We start from the raw sequence: 23,094 nt of genomic DNA, 5'->3' as shown, positions 1-23,094 counted from the left end.
TGCACGGATTCCGCAACCCTCAAAACGCAGAATCCATGCAGACCATCGTTCTTTTTAGTCGTTCTCATGCTCCTGAAGCACATAACCCGGAATCTGGATTTCTTCCGGTTTTTCCATCTGGCTCAGCTCTTTTCTAGCGGCTGCACCATGTGCAATGTGCGCGATATCTACCAGTTCAACGTTGTCCTCGTTGTACTGGCTTTCCAGGGTCAGCGCCAGGACAGCCGCGGTATCAAGCGATGTCAGGCACGGAATACCAAGCTCGACCGCCTTTCTTCTCAGGCGGACACTGTCGCGTCCCGGCTGGCGTCCCGTCTTGGAAGTGGAAATTACATAGCTGATCTTTCCTTCTTCCAGCAGGGAAATGGTCGTCTCCTCGCCCTCTTTGGCTTCCTTCGGCTTCTTGACTAACGTTGAAGAAATGCCAACGCTGTTTAACCGGCTTGCAGTACCGGAGGTCGCGTAGATGTGGAATCCCATCGCCACGTACTCTTTGACCAGCTCGCGCAGGTCGCTCTTATCGGTATCGCGGACACTGATTAAGACGCCGCCCTCGCGCTTCATCGTATATCCGGCTGCTACCAGGCCTTTGAACAGCGCTTCCTCCATCGTCCGGGCGATACCCAGTACCTCGCCGGTCGATTTCATTTCCGGTCCGAGCTGTGTATCTACGTTGGACAGCTTCTCAAAGGAGAAGACCGGAACCTTGACTGCGTAGTACGGAGAGCACGGATACAGACCTGTCTCGTAGCCCATGTCAGCCAGCTTCTCGCCCATCATGATGCGGGTTGCCAGATCGACCATCGGCACGCCAGTTACCTTGCTGATGTACGGCACGGTACGGGACGAACGCGGGTTGACCTCGATGATATAGATCGTATCCTCATGCAGGACATACTGGATATTGATCAGACCTTTCGTATTCATGGACAGCGCCAGACGGATGGAATAATCCACCAGACGGTCTTTCTGGCTCTCGGTCAGCATAAATGCCGGATATACCGCGATGGAGTCGCCGGAATGGACGCCCGCACGCTCGATGTGCTCCATGATACCCGGAATCAGAACCGTTTCGCCGTCGCAGATCGCGTCGACCTCCAGCTCGGTACCCATCAGGTATTTATCAATCAGGATCGCATTCTCAATCTTGTGTGAGAGAATGATCTTCATATACTCATGAATATCGGCGTCGTTGTAGGCGATAATCATGTTTTGGCCGCCTAATACATAGCTCGGACGCATCAGAACCGGATAGCCCAGATGATTTGCCGCCTGGATTGCCTCATCCTCAGTGTAAACGGTCTGACCCGCTGCCTGTTTCATATTTAATTTTTTCAGCAGGGCTGCGAAACGTCCGCGATCCTCCGCCATATCGATGCTGTCTGCCGGAGTGCCGAGAACCGGAATATTGTTCTCTACAAGGCATTTTGTCAGACGGATCGCTGTCTGTCCGCCAAAGGCCACAACTGCGCCGATCGGCTTCTCGATCCGGATAATATCCAGCACATCCTCCGGTGTCAGCGGCTCAAAATACAGACGGTCTGCTACGTTGAAGTCGGTGGAAACGGTCTCCGGGTTGTTATTTACGATGACAACCTCATAACCGGCTCTCTTTAACGACCATACGCAGTGAACAGAGGCGAAATCGAACTCGATACCCTGACCGATACGGATCGGACCGGAACCAAATACCATAACAACCGGTTTTCCGCTTGCATTCTCTTTAATAAATTCTTCTGCCTCATCTTCCTCGCCGAAGGTGCTGTAGAAGTAAGGGGTGCTTGCCGTAAACTCAGCGCTGCAGGTATCAACCATGCGGTAGCATGCCGGAACATGCTTGATTTCCGAAAGCCCGGTCATCTCCTTGATGACTGCATCCGGGAATCCGTTCTGTTTGGCTTCCATATAAAGCGCATCGCTCAGAGTCTCAGACTGCATCCGGCGTTCCAGGGACAGGATATGCATCAGTTTATTTAAGAACCACTCGTCGATCTTGGTCAGCTCATGAATCTCGGCAACGGTCACGCCGCGCTTGAAGCTCTCATAGATTGCAAACAGACGCTCGTCATCCTGCGCCAGAATTTTTTCTCTCAGCTCTTCCACACTCATCGGCGCTAGTTTCTTCATGTTCAGGCTGTTCTGGGAGATCTCTGCGCCGCGGACTGCTTTCATGAGCGCCTGCTCAAAGTTGCGGCCGATCGCCATAACCTCGCCGGTTGCCTTCATCTGGGTACCCAGCTTCCGGCGTCCGTAAACGAATTTATCAAATGGCCATTTCGGGAATTTAACCGTTACATAGTCAAGGGCCGGCTCGAAGCATGCCATCGTCTCGCCGGTTACCTCGTTCGGGATCTCGTCCAGATGATAACCGATCGCAATCTTGGTTGCCACGCGGGCAATCGGATATCCGGTTGCTTTCGAAGCAAGGGCGGAAGAACGGGATACACGCGGGTTTACCTCGATAACGGCATATTCAAAGCTCTCCGGATTCAGCGCAAACTGGCAGTTGCAGCCGCCCTCGATGCCCATCGCCTGGATAATATTCAGCGCTGCAGAACGAAGCATCTGGTATTCCTTATCCGCCAGCGTCACAGCCGGTGCGATAACAATGGAGTCGCCGGTGTGGACGCCGACCGGGTCAAAGTTTTCCATCGAGCAGACCGTAATCTCGTTGCCGATGGCATCGCGCATTACCTCAAACTCGATCTCCTTCCATCCGGAAATACATTTCTCAACCAGAATCTGATTGATCGGTGACAGGCGGATACCCGCCTCCGCGATGTTGTAAAGCTCTTCTTTATTTGCCGCAATACCGCCGCCGGTACCGCCCAGGGTAAAGGCCGGACGCACGATAACCGGGTAAGAAATAACCTCGGCAAAATCAAGCGCATCCTCAATGGTGGTGACAACCTTGGACGGAATGACCGGCTCACCGATAGCTTCCATCGTGTCTTTAAAGCACTGGCGGTCCTCCGCCTTATCGATGGTCTCCGGGGACGCGCCGAGAAGCGTTACATTGTGGCTCTTTAAGAAACCTTCTTTGGCAAGCTCCATGGACAGTGTCAGTCCGGTCTGTCCGCCCAGGGTGGACAGGATGCTGTCAGGCTTCTCTTTTTCAATGATTCTCTTGACAAATTCCAGGGTCAGCGGCTCGATGTATACGTGATCCGCAATGGCGCTGTCCGTCATGATGGTTGCCGGGTTGGAGTTTACTAAAACGACCTCCAGACCTTCCTCTTTTAAAGCCCGGCACGCCTGCGTTCCTGCATAGTCAAACTCTGCCGCCTGACCGATGACGATAGGGCCGGAACCGATTACCATAACTTTTTTCAGGGATTTATTTAACGGCATGACGCGCCCTCCTTTTCCTTATAATCTCTCATCATCTGAATGAAACGCCCAAACAGCTCTTCCGTATCCTTCGGACCTGCACACGCCTCCGGATGAAACTGGACGGTAAATGCCGGCATATCGTGGTAGGTGATGCCCTCGCAGGTGCCGTCGTTGACATTGATAAATGTCTCCTCCGCGCCCTCCGGCAGCGTATCGCGCAGTACCTCATAGCCGTGGTTCTGGCTGCTGATGTAGACGCGTCCGGTGGTCAGATCCTTGACCGGCTGGTTCGCACCTCTGTGACCGAATTTCATCTTTCCAGTCTTCGCACCCTTGGCAATCGCCAGCAGCTGGTGTCCCAGGCAGATGCCGAACATCGGTTTTCCAGCCTTCGTAATCTTTCGGATCTCCTCGATGATCTCCGGGTTGTCCTCTGGGTTGCCTGGACCGTTGGAAAGCATGATTCCGTCCGGATTCATCTTAAGAATCTCCTCCGCCGTCGTACCTGCCGGAAGGTCAGCCACGCGGCATCCGCGCCTGGTCAGCTCGCGGATGATATTTTCCTTTGCGCCGAAATCCCAGAGCACAATCTGGAACTCTTCTTTCTCATCCGCCGGTTTGATCTCACATTTCTTTGGTGTAACGGTTTCAACCGCCTTTGTAATGTGGAAGTTTTTCACTTCCTCCAGCTTTTTCGCGTCATACGGCGGCTTCACCTCGGTCAGCCAGCCGTTCATCGAACCGGATTCACGAATGGTTTTTGCCAGCTTTCTCGTATCGATTCCATAGACGCCCGGGATGTTTCTTTCTTTAAAAAAGGTGTCAAGATCCCCACTGCATCTGAAGTTGGAAGGTTCCTGACACCACTCTTTTACGATATAGGCTGATAAATATACCTCTTCATTCTCGAAGTCCTGCGGAATCACTCCGTAGTTTCCGATTAACGGAAATGTCTGAACGACAATCTGTCCAAAATAGCTGGGATCTGTGATCGTCTCAAGGTATCCTGTCATACCGGTTGTGAATACGACTTCTCCGGTCACTTCACGTAAAGGAGCGCCAAAGCTTTTTCCCTCAAAATAGTCGCCGTTTTCCAACAGAAGATATACCGGTTTCTCCATCTGGTCACCATTCCTTTCTCTCTCGTACCCCGCCTGTGAATAGCTTCATGCAGGCAGTTTACTTTTTCATTCTCAATAGCCTCACATTTGAGCAAATCTGTTTTTCCTCAGATGCGTTTTTTACATCATTAGAGACATATTTTATAAATTGTCTGATTCTGCAACAAAGGCGTCCATGAGCCTAAGCCCATGAACGCCCTTGTTCATATTCTGAAAGATTATAGCATAGGAAAGTTCTATGCGTCAAGAGATTTTTTATACATTTTTTTATGTTTTATACGTCATTTATGCATTTTTATGCATTTCTGCCTATTGTTTTTCATTTTTATTTATTATGCAAACATCAAGTATACATATGTAAGGATTTATTAAGGAATAAGTAACACGGTTGTCTATTCCATCCTGTATACTGTCTCTATTACTTAACAGGAGGTATTGATTTATGAGTCTCTTTCTTTTAGTTTTATTCCCACTAAGCTTTTTACTTGCCATTCTTGCTTTTTTTACAGGTAAAACTATGGCATACATCCTTACGCTTGGCAGTTATGCCTGCTTTGCACTCTTTCTGCTGCTTTCCCTTCATGACATCAATCTTCGCATGATGACTCAGGATATCAGCGGTATCCAGGATATCTATCCCTCTATTGAGTCTATCTGTATTCCTGCGTTTCTTGCTTTAAATGTAGTAGCTGGCTTCCGCGTTTTTAAGACTGCAAAAAAATAAGTGCTTGTTCTTATGCCTGTTTCTTTATATAATAAGGACAGGCATTTTTGATTTAGGAGGTATTTTTTTATGGATAAAATTACCAGTTTTACTATCGACCATCTGAAACTGCTCCCTGGCGTCTATGTATCCCGTAAGGATCGCGTGGGCGATCAGGTCATCACCACCTTTGATATCCGCATGACACGCCCCAACTATGAGCCAGTCATGAATACGGCGGAGGTTCACACCATCGAGCACCTGGCTGCCACCTGGCTGCGAAATAACGAGGAGTGGAAAGACCGCGTCCTCTACTTCGGACCGATGGGCTGCCGCACCGGCTTCTACCTGCTTCTCGCAGGCGACCTGACATCCGAGGAGATCGTGCCGCTGATGAAAGGGCTCTTTACTTTCATGCGCGACTACAAAGACGAGGTTCCGGGTGCTTGTGCAAAAGATTGCGGCAACTACCTCGATATGAACCTGCCGATGGCAAACTGGCTGGCTGACCGCTTTCTGCGCGAAGTCTTAGATGGAATTGGTCCGGAGAGACTGGTTTATCCGGAATAAGAGACAAGAATGGCAGGCGGTATGCTTTGAAACACCAAAACCCCCAGATGCTGCAACATCTGAGGGTTTTATTCTATTATTTTCTATTTTCCCTATTTTCTTGCATCCGCAGCCGCTGCATGTCCAGATAATCCTTCTCCATGCGCCATACGCGATACAAGCGGTGCGATCCGCGCGGATGCCTCCGGGGTCATGCTCTGGTGGGTACAGGTCTTTAAGAATGTACCAACCCAGACGCCACCGGTATAACGTGCCGCCCGAAGAGTCGGAAGTGTGTGGTTGGTTCCGGAAGCATAATCACCAAATACCTCCGCCGTATTCTGACCGATAAACAGGGAGCCGTAATTAACCAGCTTCGGAATCAGTGCATCCGGATCTTCCACGTTGATCTCCAGATGCTCCGGTGCATACTCATTCGCATACTGAACTGCCTCGTCCAGGCTGTCTACCACGCCGATCTCTCCAAACGTATCCCAGGACTGTCTCGCAATCTTTGCCGTATCCAGAATCTTCAGCTCTTCCTCTACCGCCTCAATCACGCTCTTTCCAAATGCCTCATCCGTTGTCAGAAGAATGCCTTTCGCATTGACATCATGCTCGGACTGTGCCAGCAGATCGGCAGCTACAACCTTCGCACTCGCTTTTCCGTCCGCAATTACCAGGACCTCGCTCGGTCCGGCTACAAAGTCGATGCCGACCTGCCCGTAGCACTGACGTTTCGCCTCGGTTACGAAGCGGTTACCCGGTCCTACAATAATATCCACCGGCTTGATGCTCTCAGTTCCATAGGAAAATGCTGCGATCGCCTGTGCGCCGCCCAGTGCGTAGATCTCATCCACGCCAGCCAGATCCATCGCAACCAGTGTCTTGGCGTTAATATGACCCGTTCCCCGCACTACCGGAGAGCAGGCGGTGATACGTTTTACTCCCGCTGCCTTCGCCGGAGTCGCTAACATCAGTGCCGTGGAATACAGTGGATAATTGCCGCCCGGCACATAACAGCAGCAGGACTCCACCGGAATGATGCGGTGTCCTAAAAAGACCCCCGGCTCTGGGCTGAAATTGTCAAGGGGTTTCACTGTCTGCCTCTGCGCGTTCGCAAATGCCTCAATATTGTGATGCGCCGCTTTCAGATCCGCCAGCTCCTGCTCGCCCAGCTCCTTATAAGCCGCATCAATCTCCTCCCGGCTGACCCGCAGCGATTCACGGGTACATCCGTCAAACTTCTCATTGTACTCCCTCAGAGCCGCGTCCCCGCGCCCCCGGACCTCACCAATAATCCCCGCCACGGTCTCTCGCAGATTCCGATTATCTTCCTCGCTTCGAACCTGTGCTTCTTTTATAATCTTGATCATACGTTCTGCCTCTCTGTATAAGTTTTATCATTTTTTCCAAGTATACCACAAGTCTTTTTATTTTGCGATACAAAATAAACCTATCCAGCACATCTGAAACCAGAACGTTACTGTACACGGGTAGGCACTTTTGGAACCGAAAGTGCCGTAAGAAAACGTGGTGGCAGCAGGAATTTGCCGTATTTAAATGCGAAGCCACGGCAAATTCCGTTACTGGGCACGTTTGCGTGAACAGTAACACCAGAACAGGATCACACTTTTTCTCTTAGACAACCGTCTCAATATTCTTAACCACAAATCCCTCTTTTTCAACCGCTTCCTGCAGCTTCGCATCGTCCACGCCATTCTCATAGAACACGCGGGCAATGCCTCTGTCTACGTCCGCATCTGCACGGATGACGCCGTTCTGGGCGGTCAGGGCTTTTTCAACGGATTTCTTGCAGTTTGCACAGTGCATACCCTCGATCCGCATGATCTTGGACGGGGTACCCGCTGTAACCGCTTTCTTGGAAAGATCTTCGCCGCGCGCACCAGCATTCCCATCGCTGCCGCAGGAACCGCAGCTTCCACCGGAGCATCCGCAGCATCCGCCGCCCTTTCCCGTGTAATGACGGATCGCCGAACGTAATGCCAGCAAAAGCAAAATCGCTACTACAATTAAAATTCCAATATCAATCGGTCTCATACGTTATCGTCCTCTCTTCTCTGACTTTTCGATGAATGGCTTCGGAGTATCTTTTTTATTTTATCATACACACGGCAGATAAAATATCCTACAAAATAAACTACCAGAAAACCAATCACACCATAAAACATGGAGCCGGATGAATCTCCCATCTATGCTTTCTCCTTTTCTTTTTTGAAATCGAATAAAGCTGCCTCCAAACAGCAGACTTTCATCCTGCTATCCGAGGCAGCCTTATAAAGGATTAATTTTATCACTTATGATTACAGGCACCTGCCGATGCCCGGTCAGCGGAAACGCAAAACCACCGGCCGGACGGCAGAACCTGTTTTATTTTTCATTTAGAAACTAACTTATGAAGCTGCCTCTACAGAGCTTCTTGTGTAGCTCTTCTGATCCTTGTATGGATCCGGACGGAACAGCATGAAGAGCATGAATACCAAAAGGACTGCTGCCACGATAGTCCATACGTTGAATGCAACTGCGCCAAGTACCAGACCACCTAACTGATATACAATCAGGGATACAGCGTAAGCGAAGAGATTCTGATACAGGATAGCGAACCAGAACCATTTTCTGGACTGGAGCTGCTGTGCCATCGTTGCGATAGCTGCCAGACACGGAGAGTCAAGCAGGTTGAACAGCAGGAATGTAAAGGCTGCGATGGTTGTCGGGAACCATGTCTGGATTGCTGCTGCTACGACATCGGTCTCCTCAGACAGATCCTCGGATACATTTGCCAGAACGCCCATGGTGGAAACGATAGCCTCTTTTGCTGTGAAACCAGTGATGGAAGCTGCAACCGGCTGCCACTCGCCGAAACCAAGCGGACGGAACAGGATTGCGATAGCGCCGCCCAGCATAGCCAGGATAGAATCAGCAGATTCTTCTACCAGACCAAATCCACCGTCTACAAATCCGAAGGAGGACAGGAACCACATAACAACGCAAGCCAGGAACAGGATTGTACCAGCCTTGATGATGAATCCCTTCAGACGCTCCCAAACATGAAGGAGAACGGTCTTAGCGGACGGAATGTGGTACGCCGGAAGCTCCATAACGAACGGAGCTGGTTTGCCGGAGAACGGTTTGGTCTTCTTTAACATGATCGCGGATACAAGAACCGCAGCGATACCTACAAAGTACATGATCGGAGCCATCATAGTAGCCAGATCCATGTCGCCGCTCATATAACCAGCCATAACGCCGCCCATCAGAGCGATAACCGGCAGCTTCGCACCACACGGAACGAAGGTTGCTGTCATGATGGTAAGACGTCTGTCGTTGTCCTGCTCGATGGTCTTGGACGCCATGATACCAGGAACGCCGCAGCCAGAAGAAATCAGCAGCGGGATGAAGCTCTTACCGGACAATCCGAAGTGACGGAATACACGGTCCATAACGAATGCGATACGTACCATGTAACCACAATCTTCCAGAATGGAAAGGAAGAGGAACAGGATAGCCATCTGCGGAACGAAACCAAGAACGGCACCAACACCGCCGATGATACCATCCACTACAAGGCTTACAATCAGGTCAGAAGCGCCTGCTGCTGCCAGTGCATCGCCAGCCCAGCCCTGAATTGCGCCAACAAATGTATCATTGGTCCAGTCTGTTACGAATGTACCAACGGTAGTAACGGATACATAGTAAACCGCCCACATAACAAGAACAAAGATCGGAATACCAAGTAAACGGTTGGTTACGATGCTATCGATCTTATCCGAAAGACTCATCTTCTGAGCCGGTTTCTTTACGGTCTCCTCGATAACCTTCTGGATGTATACATATCTCTGGTCAGTGATAACGGACTCAGCGTCATCATCAAACTCTTTCTCCAGCTCCTTGGTGTAACGGGAGAAACGGTTGTCTGCACTAAGACCAAGCTGCTCTACAACCTTGCTGTCATTCTCGAGAACTTTGATTGCGTACCATCTCTTCTCTGCTTCCGGAATGCTGGACGGAAGCTCTGCCTCGATTGCGCTTACTTTATCCTCTACGCTGCCCTCGAAAATAGCGCTTACAGTGCCTGTTGCATGGCTCTTTGCAACTTTGATTGCCTCTGCAATAACTTCCTTTAGACCGGTTTTCTTCAGCGCGGAAGTCTCAATGATCGGGCAGCCAAGTTTCTTGGACAGTGCCTTTACATCAATGTTGATGCCGTTCTTCTTCAGAAGATCGCACATATTTAAAGCGATAACAACCGGAATACCTGTCTCGATCAGCTGTGTGGTCAGATACAGGTTACGCTCAATGTTGGTTGCATCGACTAAGTCTACGATGACATCCGGATTCTCTTTTAAGATAAAATCACGGGTTACAACTTCCTCCAGTGTATACGGAGAAAGGGAATAAACTCCTGGAAGGTCCGTTACATTTACCTCTTCTCCCGAAGCATCTTTTAATTTACCGGTTTTCTTCTCAACTGTAACACCCGGCCAGTTACCTACATACTGGTTTGCACCCGTCAGTGCGTTAAACATGGTTGTTTTACCGCAGTTCGGGTTACCCGCCAAAGCAATATGAATTGCCATTTTTCATCCTCCTGCTTTTTTAATCAAACTTATTAAACTGTCTGAACATCTACGCACTCAGCATCGGCTTTACGAAGTGAAAGCTCATATCCACGAATCGTAACCTCTACCGGGTCGCCCAGCGGAGCTACTTTTCGAATAAAAATCTCGCTTCCCTTCGTGATGCCCATATCCATGATGCGGCGTTTGTATGCGCCTTCGCCATGAATCTTGACAACTTTGACGGTAGATCCAACCTGTGCATCTTTAAGCGTCATTCTCTGTTCCTCCTAACCATTCCAATTTTTTACTCGGGATTCCGTCTGCTTTTCTACCATACAACCTGCTCCGGAATATCCCCATTCCCTTGTCTTAGATCAGAATGTGTCTTGCCTGATCCTTATTTATAGCCACTCTGGACTCCTTTACGTGAATAATCACGTCTCCGTCCAGCTGGGTTATCAATTTTACTTCGGTTCCCTCGTTAAATCCCATGGATTTTAAATGAGAACGAACCTCTGTGTTTCCGCTGATCTTTTTGATCGTATAGGCGGTTCCTACGGTTGCCATCGAAATCGGCATTGCTCCCTGCATACGATTCTCCTTCCTCTGTTTTTCCACCTTCTGCCCGTCATGATGTCTCACTTGGCGGAAACGGCTGTTTTCATCTGCCGGTAATCTAATTGATTCGCGTACATTAATTTTCATTAGTGCCTGCTAACAGTTGTTAGAGAGAGCTAATTTTCATTAGATGAGACTAATTTTCATTAGTTTCTCCTAACCCATACATAAGGTTAGCACATGCTAACTTTATTGTCAAGTTTTTTTGCCTGACCTGGAAATAAAAAAAGGGCGTGTTTTACGCCCGAAAATTGTCAAAAATTCCCATAGGATAAAAGTCATCCCAGCCATTTTCCCACAAAATACAGCGTCAAAAGATGCGCCGGATAATAGACATAAAAGAAGGAACGAAATCTGCTCCGACCTCTGGAGCCATCATATAACATGAAGCAGACAGCCGTGAGCGCCAGCACCCAGAGGGGTTCCTGCCACGCGAACGCTCCGATGAGAACGGCAACGATTATCTTCATAAACACCCCTGCCGTTTTCTCATGAAAAAGAATGTTCCTTGGCACGTTAGTGCCTTTTTGTGTAATAGGGAATTCCAAGGAATTTCCTATTACACAAAAATAAAATGCCAGCACCATTCCCATCCCCCATGCGCCGCCGTCTGCTCCCGCCGCTTCTGTCAGCGTACAGAACACTGCCGTTAGCACCAGCTTCTCCCAGATACCGTTTCCATACCGCTCTAACAGCTCCATCGCAACCAGCGCCAGAAAAAAGGTCAGGCAGACATTCTGGTGCTGTGCATCCATCCACCGTCCGGAAAATGCCAGATCATACGGAATCTCCGACACAACCGCCGCCAAAAGCAGCCTCCGTCCATAACATCTGCGATCCCGCGTGTGAAAAAAACCTTCTACTAATAAAAAGGCGAACAATGGAAACGCCAGATCCCCAAATGTCCGGAATCCCGGAACCGGTCTGCAGATCACCGCAATGTGGTCTGCCGTCATCGCCAGGAGTGCTAAATATTTAAGGGCGGAGGCGCTGAGATGGAGGCGGGTTAAAACCACTCTTTCCATCCCCTCTGATTTCTCATTCTGCTTTTCCTTGATTCGATCTTTTATCGCACTCTCCTCCCTTCGTTTCCTGTCCATTCTATCTCTATTCCATCAAATTATACTGAACATTTCACCCGCTGTCCATCCGCACTTTTCCATTCCCTTTTTCTCCATCTCCCCTATTTTCCCATTCTCATTTTCCACTCTTTCTCCCCATCTTTTTTCTTTATTTTCTCTAATAAAAAATGTAGTTTTTTCTTATAAATAAAGGCTTTTCGGCACTTTTCCGCGTCTTTTTTACACTAATTTTACATTTTATTTGACAAACGAAAAACCGTGTTATATTCTGTAAATGGTGCTGGTGCGAGATCCTGCTGAAAAAGCAAAAATCCCGCACCGCTCTTCATTTTAAATACTAAAAAATACACGGACAAAAGAGGTAGAATCTCATGGCAGGTTTAGATATTATTTGCATTGGCGCTATCAATTATGACTATATGTTTCACTGCACCGGGCTTGATCTGGTGGAGACATCCGCCGGTGGAGGCGACGAGAACTTAAGCAACCCGATTTCCGATGTGGAAAACGATATTCAGGAGCTGGCGATAAAAGGCAAGGAATACACAACCCAGATCGGCGGTTCTGCTTTCATCACCCTGAAAGTGGCAAAGCATATTCTCCCTAACCTGCAGGTCGCTTACGTCGGCGTGTGCGGCACGCCCAGTCCATTCGATCTGCGCTTCGGCAAGACAAATGACATTGACGCCGAGCTGGCGCACCTGGATAACCGTGACTGGCTGTTTACCACGCGCGAGCGCTTCGACGATCCATATTCCAAAGCGATTGCCAAATCGATTGTCCGCCTTTATAATCACACGCGCAATTGCATCAAGATCGCGCCGTGTGCCAACAACACTCTCTTAGACCGCATCCATGAACAGGAAGCCCGGACGGGAACCACACTGGCGGAGTACCTCGCGCAGGCGCGCTGGATCCACCTGTCATCTCTGTCTGATTTCGACCAATTCGAGGCAATCATGCAATCGGTCATCCAGGCAAAACATTTAAATCCTGCCATGAAAGTCAGCATGGATCCTGGTTTTGAGTATACATCGCTGCGCCGTGAGCGCTTACAGCCACTGATCGCATATGCCGATTATGTTTTCTTAAATAAATCCGAAAAGAAAAACCTCGGCTTCAATGCCCGCAGCGCCCGTCCGCTCTACGCGAACCTCTGTGAGTATTTTTCTGCGATCAACCCGGATCCCACCCGCACCCTCATTGTCAAGCACGATGACCGCCATGAGCTGATCCATTTTAAGGACGGCGTATGTCAGATCCGCACAGTCCGCCACAAAAAGCTCTACCAGTACCAGTTAAACAACGATACCGGCGCCGGTGATTCCTTTGCCGGCGGTTTCATCAGCGGTATGCTCGATGATCGGCTCAATTCGGATATCGCTGAGCCGATCCAGCTCGGTGTTCTGGCTGCCAAGGGACGGATGCGTAGTTTTGATTATGAGAACCCGTATCTGAATATACAGAAATTGACCGATGCTTTTTTTGAAGCTCTATAATATTTTTTTAAGTACTGTTAAATAGCACAGCGTGAATTGCAGCCATCATTTCAGGAGAAAAGTACGTTACTGTTCACACACGTGTGCCCAGCAACGGGATTTTGCCGATGCTACGCATTCCAAATCGGCAAAATCTGCTGCCGAAACTGTATCGTACGGAATTTTCAGTTCAGAAAATTCCTACCTGTGAACAGTTACAAAAGTACCCGCAAAATAATAGAACGTTACTTTTCTCCTGTTTATCCTTATATAATTATATATATAATGTCTGTACACATCAAAAAACTTCTTTCATATATTAATATCAATTTGATATTGATTTTGGAGATCCCATGATCCGCCTCAGCCTATGTATGATCGTCAAAAATGAAGAAGCCGTTTTGACGCGTGTTTTAGCATCTGCCATACAATTTGCGGATGAAATCCTCGTCGCCGACACCGGTTCCACCGATCGAACTGTAGAAATCGCCCGGCAATACACCAAACATATTTATCACTATCCGTGGAACGATGATTTCGCCGCCGCGCGCAATTTCATCTGTGAAAAGGTCACAACCGAATACTGGATGTGGCTCGACGCCGACGATATCGTTCCCGCAGAATCGATTACAGCGATTTTAAAGTTGAAAGAAACTTTAAGCAAATCCCCGCAGCCCGACGTTGTCATGCTGAAATACATCGCTGGATTCCAGCCGGACGGCACACCTGCATTTACCTACGATCGCGAACGGATTCTGCGAACGGACCGGCATTTTCTCTGGAAGGGACGCGTCCACGAAGCCATCGCGCCACGCGGCAGAATTCTCTATTCTCCTATTCAGATCGAACACCGGAAGCCTGCTTCCGCTCTCACCCATTCTGACCGGAACCTGAAAATCTATGAAACAATGCTTGCAGACGGCGAACTGCTCGATCCGCGCCATCAATACTACTACGCCCGCGAACTCATCGACCACAAACAATACGAAAAAGCCCGCCCGGTTCTGGAACATTTCCTAAACGAACCGGACGGGTGGTATGAAAATAAGGCGGACGCCTGTCTGCTTCTGGCGCGCTGCCATGAAATGCTCAGAAATATAGCTGCCAGCCAGCTTTCCCTGTTCCAGAGTTTTCTCTACGACCGCCCACGTGCTAAAACCTGCTGTGAGATTGGACGGTTGAAACTTTCCCTCGGAGAAATTTCCCAGGCTGTTTTCTGGTACCAGCTTGCCCTCAAAGACCGACCAGAATATCATCCAAATGCCTTTATCGAAGCCGATTACTATGATTTCATTCCTTTAATCCAGCTCTGCGTCTGCTATGATCGGATGGGAAACTATGATAAGGCACTGTATTATCATAAGGAAACAAAAAAAATCCGCCCGGATTCTCCGGCGGTTTTGACAAATGAAGAATACTTTCAAACCATATCCTCAAACCATAAAACAAACGGATTACCTATCTTGTGACATTCTCTCCGACCTCTGCAATGGTCTGAGCGGCGGACTGGGAGTCGTTCCATCCAGCGGCATCCACACTTCCTACATTCATTCTTACCGTCTTCCACACTTATAATATTCCACAGTTCCCAGCCCTCAATTTCCCAGCCCTTTTCTGCTAATGCACATCTCTTTCATCGCACACATATACTACATCAGGATGGATGTCCTAAATCTGGAAAGGAGTTTTTTATGTTTCGTCATTCATGTAATTATCCCTACTATTTTGATGATAGTGACTATGAAAATAACGGCTATGGGCGCTGCGGACGCGATCGCGGCTGTCCCGGTTCTTTTGAACCCTACAACTGCTGTCGTCCCGGTCCCATAGGACCACGCGGCTGCCCCGGACCGATCGGACCTGTCGGTCCCACTGGTGCTGCCGGACTCGATGGACTGGACGGCGCTACGGGTCCGGCTGGGCCGACTGGTCCGACCGGGCCGACCGGCGCTACCGGTCCTGCGGGTCCAGCTGGGCCGACCGGCACTACCGGGGCTGTTGGTCCGACTGGGCCGACCGGCGCTACCGGCGCTGCGGGTCCGGCTGGGCCGGCTGGCGCTGACGGGGCTGCGGGCGCTACGGGTCCGACTGGGCCGGCTGGCGCTGACGGGGCTGCGGGTCCGACTGGGCCGACCGGGGCTGACGGCGCTACCGGCCCAACTGGCGCTACAGGAGCTACCGGCGCTGCGGGGCCGACTGGCGCTACAGGTCCTACCGGCGCTGCAGGAGCTGTCGGCGCTACAGGAGCTACCGGCGCAACGGGTCCTACCGGCGCAACGGGTCCTACCGGTCCCGCCGCCATCGTCACCGCCGCTGCTCCCGTCGCAGATGCAACAAGTGCTGAAGATGTCGTTGAACGCTTCAATGAACTTCTTGCCAACCTGCGTGCCGCCGGACTTCTAGCAACCGACAATGCGTAAAAGGCTGAAATTCTGTGAAAAAGAATGTACCTTGACACATTCGGGCGTCTCGCGCGGTCGCTTGCGACATGTTTCTGCTTCGCGCGAGTACGCATCCTCGCGGAGCGTTTGTTGTTTCATAGAACGCAATTTCCTATGAAACAACAGAAAAACCCCGGAAACCTTACGGTTCCGGGGTATCTCTTACGTCTGGACACAATGCGCTTCCTGGAAGCGACTTTATAATATATATACGGTACATCTTCTTGCCTACTGTGCATACAAGAAGCACCTTTGTTTAATTCATTGATTACTCGATGATAGTAGCAACTCTACCAGATCCTACTGTACGGCCGCCCTCACGGATAGCGAAACGAAGACCCTGCTCCATAGCTACCGGATGAATCAGCTCTACAGTCATCTCTACGTTGTCGCCCGGCATACACATCTCGGTACCAGCCGGTAACTCACAAACGCCTGTTACGTCAGTGGTTCTGAAGTAGAACTGCGGACGATAGTTGTTGAAGAACGGAGTATGACGACCACCCTCGTCTTTTGTCAGAACGTAAACCTGAGCAGTAAATTTCTTATGGCATTTTACAGAGCCCGGTTTAACCAGACACTGACCACGCTGGATGTCAGTTCTCTGAACACCACGAAGCAGAGCACCGATGTTATCACCAGCCTCAGCCTGATCAAGCAGCTTACGGAACATCTCGATACCAGTTACAACAGTCTTACGAGTCTCCTCGTGAATACCAACGATCTCAACCTCATCGTTCAGTTTCAGAGTACCACGCTCAACACGGCCGGTAGCAACAGTACCACGACCTGTGATGGTGAATACGTCCTCGATTGGCATCAGGAACGGCTTATCAGTAGCACGTACCGGATCCGGAATGTAGGAATCTACAGCGTCCATGAGCTCCATGATCTTGTCGCCCCACTCGCCGTTCGGATCTTCAAGAGCCTTCAGAGCAGAACCCTGGATGATCGGTGTGTCATCGCCCGGGAACTCGTACTCGTTCAGCAGGTCTCTGATCTCCATCTCAACCAGCTCAAGCAGCTCCGGATCGTCTACCATATCGCACTTGTTCATGAATACTACGATGTACGGTACGCCTACCTGACGGGAAAGCAGGATGTGCTCTCTTGTCTGAGCCATAACACCATCGGTAGCAGCTACAACCAGAATAGCGCCATCCATCTGAGCAGCACCAGTGATCATGTTCTTAACGTAGTCAGCATGTCCTGGGCAGTCAACGTGTGCGTAATGTCTCTTCTCTGTCTGATACTCAACGTGTGCAGTAGAGATAGTAATACCACGCTCTCTCTCTTCCGGAGCTTTATCGATATCCTCGAAGTTCTCAGCTGTGTTACCAGCTACTCTTGCAGCCAGAACTTTTGTGATAGCTGCTGTCAGGGTTGTTTTACCATGGTCTACGTGTCCGATAGTACCAATGTTACAATGCGGTTTAGTTCTTTCAAACTTTGCTTTTGCCATTTTAAGACGTCCTCCTTAATTTACACCCAATACGGGTATCTCAATTTATGTTAGGCTGACTCTAATTATATTCGATTAGAGCCGTTTTTTCAAGCCTAATATTGCTTTTCCGGGCAGTTATCTGCCCGGAAAAGGCAATATAGTTACATTTTTAATTATTTCTCAGCTTTTCCAGCAAGAACTTTCTCCTGAACGCTCTTCGGAACCTGCTCATATTTCTCAAAGAACATGGAGTAGTTACCACGTCCCTGAGTTCTGGAACGAAGGTCGGTAGAATAACCGAACATCTCTGCCAGCGGAACATAAGCCTTAACCAGCTTGCCGCCGCCGATGTCTTCCATACCCTCGATACGACCACGACGAGAGTTGATATCACCGATGATATCACCCATATACTCTTCCGGCATGGTTACCTCAACCTTCATGATCGGCTCAAGCAGTACCGGGTTACCTTTACGCATAGCATCCTTGAATGCCATGGAACCTGCGATATGGAAAGCCATCTCAGAAGAGTCGACCTCATGGTAGGAACCATCGTATACGTCAGCGTGAACGCCGAGTACCGGGAATCCGCCGAGGATACCTGCCTTAGCAGCCTCTTCGATACCTTCGCCTACAGCCGGGATGTACTCTTTCGGGATAGCACCGCCGACAACGCTGGACTCAAACTTGAAGGTCTCTTCGCCGTTCGGATCCATCGGAGTGAAGTGTACCTTACAGTGACCGTACTGACCACGACCACCAGACTGTTTTGCATACTTGCTGTCTACATCTACAGCCTTTGTGAAGGTCTCTTTGTAAGCTACCTGCGGAGCACCTACGTTAGCTTCAACGTGGAACTCACGAAGCAGACGGTCTACGATAATCTCCAGATGGAGCTCGCCCATACCAGCGATGATTGTCTGACCAGTCTCTTTGTTTGTATAAGCACGGAAGGTCGGATCCTCCTCTGCCAGTTTTGCAAGAGCCTCGCCCATCTTGTCCTGACCAGCTTTGGTCTTCGGCTCGATAGCGATGTCGATAACCGGCTCCGGGAACTCCATGGACTCCAGGATTACCGGATGCTGCTCATCACAGATAGTATCACCTGTGGTGGAGAACTTGAATCCGATCGCTGCTGCGATATCACCGGAGTAAACCTTTTCCAGCTCGTGACGCTTGTTGGCATGCATCTGAAGGATACGTCCAACACGCTCTTTTTTGTCCTTTGTTGCATTCAGTACATATGAACCGGAGTTCATAACACCTGAGTACACACGGAAGTAAGCCAGCTTACCTACGAACGGGTCGGTCATGATCTTGAATACAAGAGCGGAGAACGGCTCTTCGTCGGAAGAATGTCTTACAGTCTCGTTGCCATCCAGGTCAACACCCTTGATCGGCGGGATGTCAAGCGGAGACGGCATGAACTCGATGATTGCATCCAGGAGCTTCTGAACACCCTTATTTCTGTATGCAGTACCACAGCATACCGGGATTGCCTGACACTCGCAGGTTGCTTTTCTTAATACTTTCTTTAACTCATCTACAGACGGCTCTTCACCCTCAAGGTAAGCCATCATCAGATCGTCGTCCAGCTCGCAGATCTTCTCTACCAGCTCGGTGTGGTAAAGCTCAGCGTCATCCTTCATATCCTCCGGGATATCAAGGATGCTAATGTCCTCACCCTTATCATCATTGTAGATGTATGCTTTCATCTCGAACAGGTCGATAATTCCCTTGAAATCATCTTCCTTGCCGATCGGAAGCTGTAAACAGATAGCATTCTTACCAAGTCTGGTCTTGATCTGCTCTACACAGCCATAGAAGTTTGCACCCAGGATATCCATCTTGTTGATGAATGCCATACGCGGTACATTGTAGGTATCAGCCTGACGCCATACGTTCTCAGACTGCGGCTCTACACCACCCTTAGCACAGAATACACCTACAGCACCGTCCAGTACACGCAGGGAACGCTCAACCTCAACCGTGAAGTCAACGTGTCCTGGAGTATCGATGATGTTGATACGATGCTCCAGAGCGCCTGGTTTCGGTTTGCAGTTTTCCTGCAGAGTCCAGTGACAGGTTGTCGCTGCAGAAGTGATGGTAATACCTCTCTCCTGCTCCTGAGCCATCCAGTCCATGGTAGCAGTACCTTCATGAGTATCACCGATCTTATAGTTAACACCAGTATAATACAGAATACGCTCAGTAGTGGTAGTCTTACCAGCATCGATATGAGCCATAATACCAATATTTCTGGTTCTCTCTAACGGATATTCTCTTCCAGCCAAAGCTTTTTCCTCCTATTAGAATCTGTAATGAGCAAATGCCTTGTTAGCCTCTGCCATCTTATGCATATCTTCTTTCTTCTTCACAGATGCACCAGTGTTGTTAGCTGCATCCAGAATCTCTTTTGCCAGTCTCTCTTCCTGAGTCTTCTCGCCTCTCTTACGGGAGTACAGAGTGATCCAGCGAAGTGCAAGAGCCTGTCTTCTTTCCGGCTTAACCTCGATCGGTACCTGATAGGTAGCACCACCGATACGTTTTGCCTTAACTTCCAGAACCGGCATGATGTTGTTCATTGCCTCTTCGAAAACCTCTACAGCTTCCTTACCGGATTCTGCAGCGACACGATCAAACGCGCCGTATACGATCTTCTGAGCAACGCCCTTTTTGCCGTCCAGCATGATGTTGTTGATTAATTTAGTAACAACCTTATTGTTGTACAGCGGATCCGCTAATACGTCTCTTTTCTGAGTATGTCCTTTACGTGGCACGTTACTTCCCTCCTTAATATCTGCTCCGGCGGGGAGCCGCGGGAGCCATTCATTAGATCTTAGGTACTCGCATTATTCGCTTAGTGAGGTCTTTCACGAACTTAGCGAATAAGCACACCTGCGAAACGAGCGCGTCTTTCAGCGCGCCACCACGCATGGTGCCTCTTTCTTGGCGACGAATTCAATTTCTTGAACAGCCGTCTTCTTCGCCTTTTCACGAAATTGCTCACCTAAGTCTTGTTGCGTCTCGTGCGCGGTTCTATGATTCCCTGCAACCTACAGGATCAATATCAAAGTCCGGCACATTCATTCTAAATCTAATAGAACTTCTACCTAATTAAAATTATTTCTTGTCTTTCGGTCTCTTAGCGCCGTATTTGGAACGCGCCTGTTTTCTGTTGGCTACGCCTGCAGTATCAAGAGTACCTCTGATGATGTGGTATCTGGTACCTGGTAAGTCTTTTACACGACCACCACGAATCAGAACAACGCTGTGCTCCTGTAAGTTGTGTCCCTCACCCGGGATGTAGCTTGTTACTTCGATACCGTTGGAAAGACGAACTCTGGCGATTTTTCTAAGAGCAGAGTTAGGCTTTTTAGGTGTTGCAGTCTTAACGGCTGTACACACGCCTCTCTTCTGCGGTGCAGAAACGTTGATAGCTTTCTTCTGTAAAGAGTTGTATCCCTTCTGCAGAGCCGGAGCTGTTGATTTCTTTTCAGATGTCTGTCTTCCCTTTCTTACTAACTGGTTAAATGTAGGCATCCTTTTCACCTCCTGTGATATTGTCTGTGGTTGCTTTTTTAAGCTTGTATTTCCGCGCAGAAATTCCTTGAATTTTGCACGCTTACTTATTATAGCTAGTTTGAGTTGCACTGTCAAGGTATAAAATGCAAATTTTTCCCGTAAAATAAAGGGTTTGTTACTGTTCACGCATACGTGCCCAGTAACGGAATTTGCCGTGGCTTCGCATTTAAATACGGCAAATTCCTGCTGCCACCACGTTTTCTTACGGCACTTTCGGTTCCAAAAGTGCCTACCTGTGAGCAGTAACAAGGGTTTTGCGCTGTAGACAGGTACAGTGCAAAACCCTCTATTGTCTCATCTGACTCTTTTTTTCTGGAAAATATCTTAAATATCCCGGAACTTCATTTCCGCTACTCCTGCGGTCCCATGTACTCCGAATCACCAAAACCAAGAATCAGCATAAAAAGCGGATTCAGGAAAAATAAACCAATAGTAAATCCTATCCCGTGACCATAGGCACACGCCAGCTTATAGAGTGCCACCACATTCATGAGTGCTGTTCCCAGAAGCGCAAGCGAACCGATAACTCCCACGATTCCGCCGAAGGAATTTAAAATACCTCCGCCGACCGCCAGTCCGAGTGCCACCCAGAAATACTGCACATCCCAGGTCAGCCGGTACTGTACATAGCCATTGTAAATCGGAATGATGGATTTCCATCCTTCTTCCCCGGCTTTTGTAAAGATCTTCCAGTATGCAATTACCTGCAGAATATAAAAGATAAACGCAAATAATGCATATGCCATAATAAACGCCACCAATCCCATACGCTTTCCTCCTTTCAGTTTTTACTGTCCGAAGAATGTATTCACGCCAGCCAGCAGTCCGTTCGCCAGAGTCTCAAGCGTCGCACCCGAATGATCGGACGCCTTATCTCCCAGCTCAATATCCACACTCGGAATCGTTGAATAGGAAGTCTGGGTCAAATCCATCTCCATGCTGCCTTTAGAATAAATCTTCACACCCGCGCTCTTTAAGCCGCTGATCAGCGACTCGCCCAGTTGGTTGTGCTGCTTCCAATGAGAGGCAACCGGCTCCATCGCACGGTAGGTTGCATTGCTTGGAACGCTCATGAAAAAGGCACCCTTGTTGCTGCTGGTTGAATCCCAGTGCAAGGCTATATGACAGTCCGCGTTGTTATTCGCAATGACCGTACGAGCTATATTATCCAGCTGTACATCATCTGATTCACGGATCATCAGTACATCATAGCCTGCATTCAGAAGTTTTGTCTTAAGCACCTTTGCCATAGCAAGTGTTACCTTGCTCTCTGCTGTTCCATCTGCAAAGGTCATACCGCTGGAAACTGCCACTGCTGAGGTAGCACCGGCTCCGGTTGTGCCGCCGGTTACTTTCGCACTTCCATCCGGATGACACTGGGTCTTGACGCTTCCGCCACCGTTTGTTCCATGTCCGGCATTGACACAGACCACTTTATTTTTCTTGTTGGAAGCAGTCGAGCGGTACAGGGTCGCAGTTCCGCTGTTGATCTTTGAATAATTTGCGTATTTATAATTAGAAGAAAGTGCGATCGCCGTGCCGCCGGATGTCTGCGCTCCCGCTGCTGTCTGGCTGGTTGTCTGGACAGCACCTGCAGATGCCGGTTTTTTGCTTGTCACATAGGCGGATGAAACGTAATACTTCTTTCCATTCAAAAGAATCATCGTCCACTGCCCGCTGGTTCCCACGCGCTCCAGCTTCTGACCGTAGGACAGATTGCCCGCGATATTATTGTCCTTGATCTGCGCCGATGTCCGGTAGCGCAGGGAAGACGTATTGACATACACCGAGTCACCTGCCAGCGCGATCTGCGACATACCGGCTGTCATCAGCAGAGCCGCCGCCAGTCCCAGTGTGTGTTTTTTGAGCCAATTGTGTCTCTTCATCTATATAATCTCCTTCCAATGTCTCTATTTTTAAAATAATTGTTTCTGTTTTGAAAGTCTAAAATCGTTAAATTTGTTCTTTAAATTTATACAATTTAATCACATTACTTTGGATTTTAAACATTTCCTTTATAAGTATAACGGATTTTCCCCTTCGATTCAACCAATCCCGCGCTTCTATTTCTTACGGTTTTCTGTCTATGATATGGCAGGAACGAATGTGCCTTGGCACATTCGGGCGTCTCGCGCGGTCGCTTGCGACAACCTACAGCTT

20 protein-coding genes are annotated in these 23,094 nt (G+C 49.1%); 4 read left to right on the top strand and 16 right to left on the bottom strand.

All coding sequences use genetic code 11. The annotated features are described in order from the left end of the window. Positions 1-54: 54 nt before the first annotated feature. Positions 55-3,351 (bottom strand): carbamoyl-phosphate synthase large subunit, encoded by a 3,297-nt coding sequence (gene carB / locus DW739_RS07415; protein ID WP_118471382.1) that lies wholly within the window; start codon positions 3,349-3,351, stop codon positions 55-57. Continuing rightward, positions 3,342-4,454 (bottom strand): carbamoyl phosphate synthase small subunit, encoded by a 1,113-nt coding sequence (locus DW739_RS07410; protein ID WP_118293832.1) that lies wholly within the window; start codon positions 4,452-4,454, stop codon positions 3,342-3,344. The genes carB and DW739_RS07410 overlap by 10 nt, the downstream gene beginning before the upstream one ends. Positions 4,455-4,896: 442 nt before the next feature. On the opposite strand from DW739_RS07410, the gene DW739_RS07405 reads away from it, so the two are divergent. Together DW739_RS07405 and DW739_RS07400 are read left to right on the top strand one after the other, a co-directional pair. Then, entirely contained in the window at positions 4,897-5,178 is a 282-nt protein-coding gene (locus DW739_RS07405) for a hypothetical protein (protein WP_118570535.1), read from the top strand. 69 nt (positions 5,179-5,247) lie between these two features. Further along, positions 5,248-5,727, top strand: coding sequence for an S-ribosylhomocysteine lyase (locus DW739_RS07400; RefSeq protein ID WP_022359008.1), 480 nt, complete (start codon positions 5,248-5,250; stop codon positions 5,725-5,727). Between the two features lie 92 nt (positions 5,728-5,819). Here the strand turns inward: DW739_RS07400 and hisD are convergent, their stop codons facing one another. From hisD to DW739_RS07370, 7 genes are all read right to left on the bottom strand, one after another. Continuing rightward, on the bottom strand, positions 5,820-7,082 hold the full coding sequence (gene hisD / locus DW739_RS07395; protein ID WP_333549865.1) for a histidinol dehydrogenase: 1,263 nt from the start codon (positions 7,080-7,082) through the stop codon (positions 5,820-5,822). 265 nt (positions 7,083-7,347) lie between these two features. Next, positions 7,348-7,767, bottom strand: a complete 420-nt coding sequence (locus DW739_RS07390; RefSeq protein WP_107000658.1) for a heavy metal-associated domain-containing protein — start codon at positions 7,765-7,767, stop codon at positions 7,348-7,350. After that, the gene (locus tag DW739_RS14890) at positions 7,764-7,919 is read right to left on the bottom strand and encodes a hypothetical protein (protein WP_022359011.1); all 156 of its coding nucleotides are present in this window, start codon (positions 7,917-7,919) and stop codon (positions 7,764-7,766) included. Before DW739_RS14890 ends, DW739_RS07390 begins: the two co-directional genes overlap by 4 nt. Positions 7,920-8,120: 201 nt before the next feature. After that, positions 8,121-10,304, bottom strand: coding sequence for a ferrous iron transport protein B (gene feoB, locus DW739_RS07385; protein WP_118538194.1), 2,184 nt, complete (start codon positions 10,302-10,304; stop codon positions 8,121-8,123). 32 nt (positions 10,305-10,336) lie between these two features. Next, positions 10,337-10,561, bottom strand: a complete 225-nt coding sequence (locus tag DW739_RS07380) for a ferrous iron transport protein A (RefSeq protein ID WP_022359013.1) — start codon at positions 10,559-10,561, stop codon at positions 10,337-10,339. 94 nt (positions 10,562-10,655) lie between these two features. Then, complete coding sequence (locus DW739_RS15130) at positions 10,656-10,991, bottom strand: FeoA family protein (protein WP_243022514.1); 336 nt, start codon at positions 10,989-10,991, stop codon at positions 10,656-10,658. Between the two features lie 191 nt (positions 10,992-11,182). After that, entirely contained in the window at positions 11,183-12,004 is an 822-nt protein-coding gene (locus tag DW739_RS07370) for a TraX family protein (protein WP_118524391.1), read from the bottom strand. A 353-nt stretch (positions 12,005-12,357) separates the two neighbouring features. On the opposite strand from DW739_RS07370, the gene DW739_RS07365 reads away from it, so the two are divergent. Next, positions 12,358-13,485, top strand: coding sequence for a carbohydrate kinase family protein (locus DW739_RS07365; RefSeq protein ID WP_107000661.1), 1,128 nt, complete (start codon positions 12,358-12,360; stop codon positions 13,483-13,485). A gap of 332 nt (positions 13,486-13,817) precedes the next feature. Then, the gene (locus DW739_RS07360) at positions 13,818-14,933 is read left to right on the top strand and encodes a glycosyltransferase family 2 protein (protein ID WP_118742843.1); all 1,116 of its coding nucleotides are present in this window, start codon (positions 13,818-13,820) and stop codon (positions 14,931-14,933) included. A 332-nt stretch (positions 14,934-15,265) separates the two neighbouring features. Here the strand turns inward: DW739_RS07360 and DW739_RS15355 are convergent, their stop codons facing one another. The 7 genes from DW739_RS15355 to DW739_RS07320 form a co-directional block, all read right to left on the bottom strand. Beyond that, positions 15,266-15,451, bottom strand: a complete 186-nt coding sequence (locus tag DW739_RS15355; RefSeq protein WP_289052009.1) for a hypothetical protein — start codon at positions 15,449-15,451, stop codon at positions 15,266-15,268. Positions 15,452-16,173: 722 nt separating this feature from the next. After that, a complete protein-coding gene (gene tuf / locus DW739_RS07345; RefSeq protein ID WP_107000672.1) occupies positions 16,174-17,367 on the bottom strand; it encodes an elongation factor Tu in 1,194 nt (397 codons plus the stop codon). A gap of 155 nt (positions 17,368-17,522) precedes the next feature. Continuing rightward, on the bottom strand, positions 17,523-19,643 hold the full coding sequence (fusA, locus tag DW739_RS07340) for an elongation factor G (RefSeq protein WP_107000673.1): 2,121 nt from the start codon (positions 19,641-19,643) through the stop codon (positions 17,523-17,525). A 15-nt stretch (positions 19,644-19,658) separates the two neighbouring features. Then, positions 19,659-20,129 carry a 30S ribosomal protein S7 gene (rpsG, locus tag DW739_RS07335; protein WP_022358473.1) on the bottom strand — a complete coding sequence of 157 codons (471 nt, stop codon included), beginning with the start codon at positions 20,127-20,129 and terminating at the stop codon, positions 19,659-19,661. A 343-nt stretch (positions 20,130-20,472) separates the two neighbouring features. Continuing rightward, a complete protein-coding gene (gene rpsL, locus DW739_RS07330; protein ID WP_022358472.1) occupies positions 20,473-20,892 on the bottom strand; it encodes a 30S ribosomal protein S12 in 420 nt (139 codons plus the stop codon). A 392-nt stretch (positions 20,893-21,284) separates the two neighbouring features. Next, positions 21,285-21,701: a DUF5684 domain-containing protein gene (locus DW739_RS07325; RefSeq protein ID WP_022358471.1), complete on the bottom strand. Its 417-nt coding sequence runs from the start codon at positions 21,699-21,701 to the stop codon at positions 21,285-21,287. A gap of 21 nt (positions 21,702-21,722) precedes the next feature. Beyond that, entirely contained in the window at positions 21,723-22,820 is a 1,098-nt protein-coding gene (locus DW739_RS07320) for an N-acetylmuramoyl-L-alanine amidase (RefSeq protein WP_118494279.1), read from the bottom strand. Positions 22,821-23,094: the final 274 nt, after the last annotated feature.

The sequence above is a fragment of the Clostridium sp. AM28-20LB genome, assembly GCF_003480665.1.
GTDB classification, from domain to species: Bacteria; Bacillota; Clostridia; order Lachnospirales; family Lachnospiraceae; genus Otoolea; species Otoolea fessa.
This window is presented reverse-complemented; position numbering and strand designations above follow the sequence as displayed.

What these genes read in the sequence shown, in the direction of transcription:
- carB (WP_118471382.1), bottom strand. Translation starts at nt 3,351, where the DNA reads ATGCCGTTAAATAAATCCCTGAAAAAAGTTATGGTAATCGGTTCCGGC.
- DW739_RS07410 (WP_118293832.1), bottom strand. Translation starts at nt 4,454, where the DNA reads ATGGAGAAACCGGTATATCTTCTGTTGGAAAACGGCGACTATTTTGAG.
- DW739_RS07405 (WP_118570535.1), top strand. Translation starts at nt 4,897, where the DNA reads ATGAGTCTCTTTCTTTTAGTTTTATTCCCACTAAGCTTTTTACTTGCC.
- DW739_RS07400 (WP_022359008.1), top strand. Translation starts at nt 5,248, where the DNA reads ATGGATAAAATTACCAGTTTTACTATCGACCATCTGAAACTGCTCCCT.
- hisD (WP_333549865.1), bottom strand. Translation starts at nt 7,082, where the DNA reads ATGATCAAGATTATAAAAGAAGCACAGGTTCGAAGCGAGGAAGATAAT.
- DW739_RS07390 (WP_107000658.1), bottom strand. Translation starts at nt 7,767, where the DNA reads ATGAGACCGATTGATATTGGAATTTTAATTGTAGTAGCGATTTTGCTT.
- DW739_RS14890 (WP_022359011.1), bottom strand. Translation starts at nt 7,919, where the DNA reads ATGGGAGATTCATCCGGCTCCATGTTTTATGGTGTGATTGGTTTTCTG.
- feoB (WP_118538194.1), bottom strand. Translation starts at nt 10,304, where the DNA reads ATGGCAATTCATATTGCTTTGGCGGGTAACCCGAACTGCGGTAAAACA.
- DW739_RS07380 (WP_022359013.1), bottom strand. Translation starts at nt 10,561, where the DNA reads ATGACGCTTAAAGATGCACAGGTTGGATCTACCGTCAAAGTTGTCAAG.
- DW739_RS15130 (WP_243022514.1), bottom strand. Translation starts at nt 10,991, where the DNA reads ATGAAAATTAATGTACGCGAATCAATTAGATTACCGGCAGATGAAAAC.
- DW739_RS07370 (WP_118524391.1), bottom strand. Translation starts at nt 12,004, where the DNA reads ATGGACAGGAAACGAAGGGAGGAGAGTGCGATAAAAGATCGAATCAAG.
- DW739_RS07365 (WP_107000661.1), top strand. Translation starts at nt 12,358, where the DNA reads ATGGCAGGTTTAGATATTATTTGCATTGGCGCTATCAATTATGACTAT.
- DW739_RS07360 (WP_118742843.1), top strand. Translation starts at nt 13,818, where the DNA reads ATGATCCGCCTCAGCCTATGTATGATCGTCAAAAATGAAGAAGCCGTT.
- tuf (WP_107000672.1), bottom strand. Translation starts at nt 17,367, where the DNA reads ATGGCAAAAGCAAAGTTTGAAAGAACTAAACCGCATTGTAACATTGGT.
- rpsL (WP_022358472.1), bottom strand. Translation starts at nt 20,892, where the DNA reads ATGCCTACATTTAACCAGTTAGTAAGAAAGGGAAGACAGACATCTGAA.
- DW739_RS07325 (WP_022358471.1), bottom strand. Translation starts at nt 21,701, where the DNA reads ATGGGATTGGTGGCGTTTATTATGGCATATGCATTATTTGCGTTTATC.
- DW739_RS07320 (WP_118494279.1), bottom strand. Translation starts at nt 22,820, where the DNA reads ATGAAGAGACACAATTGGCTCAAAAAACACACACTGGGACTGGCGGCG.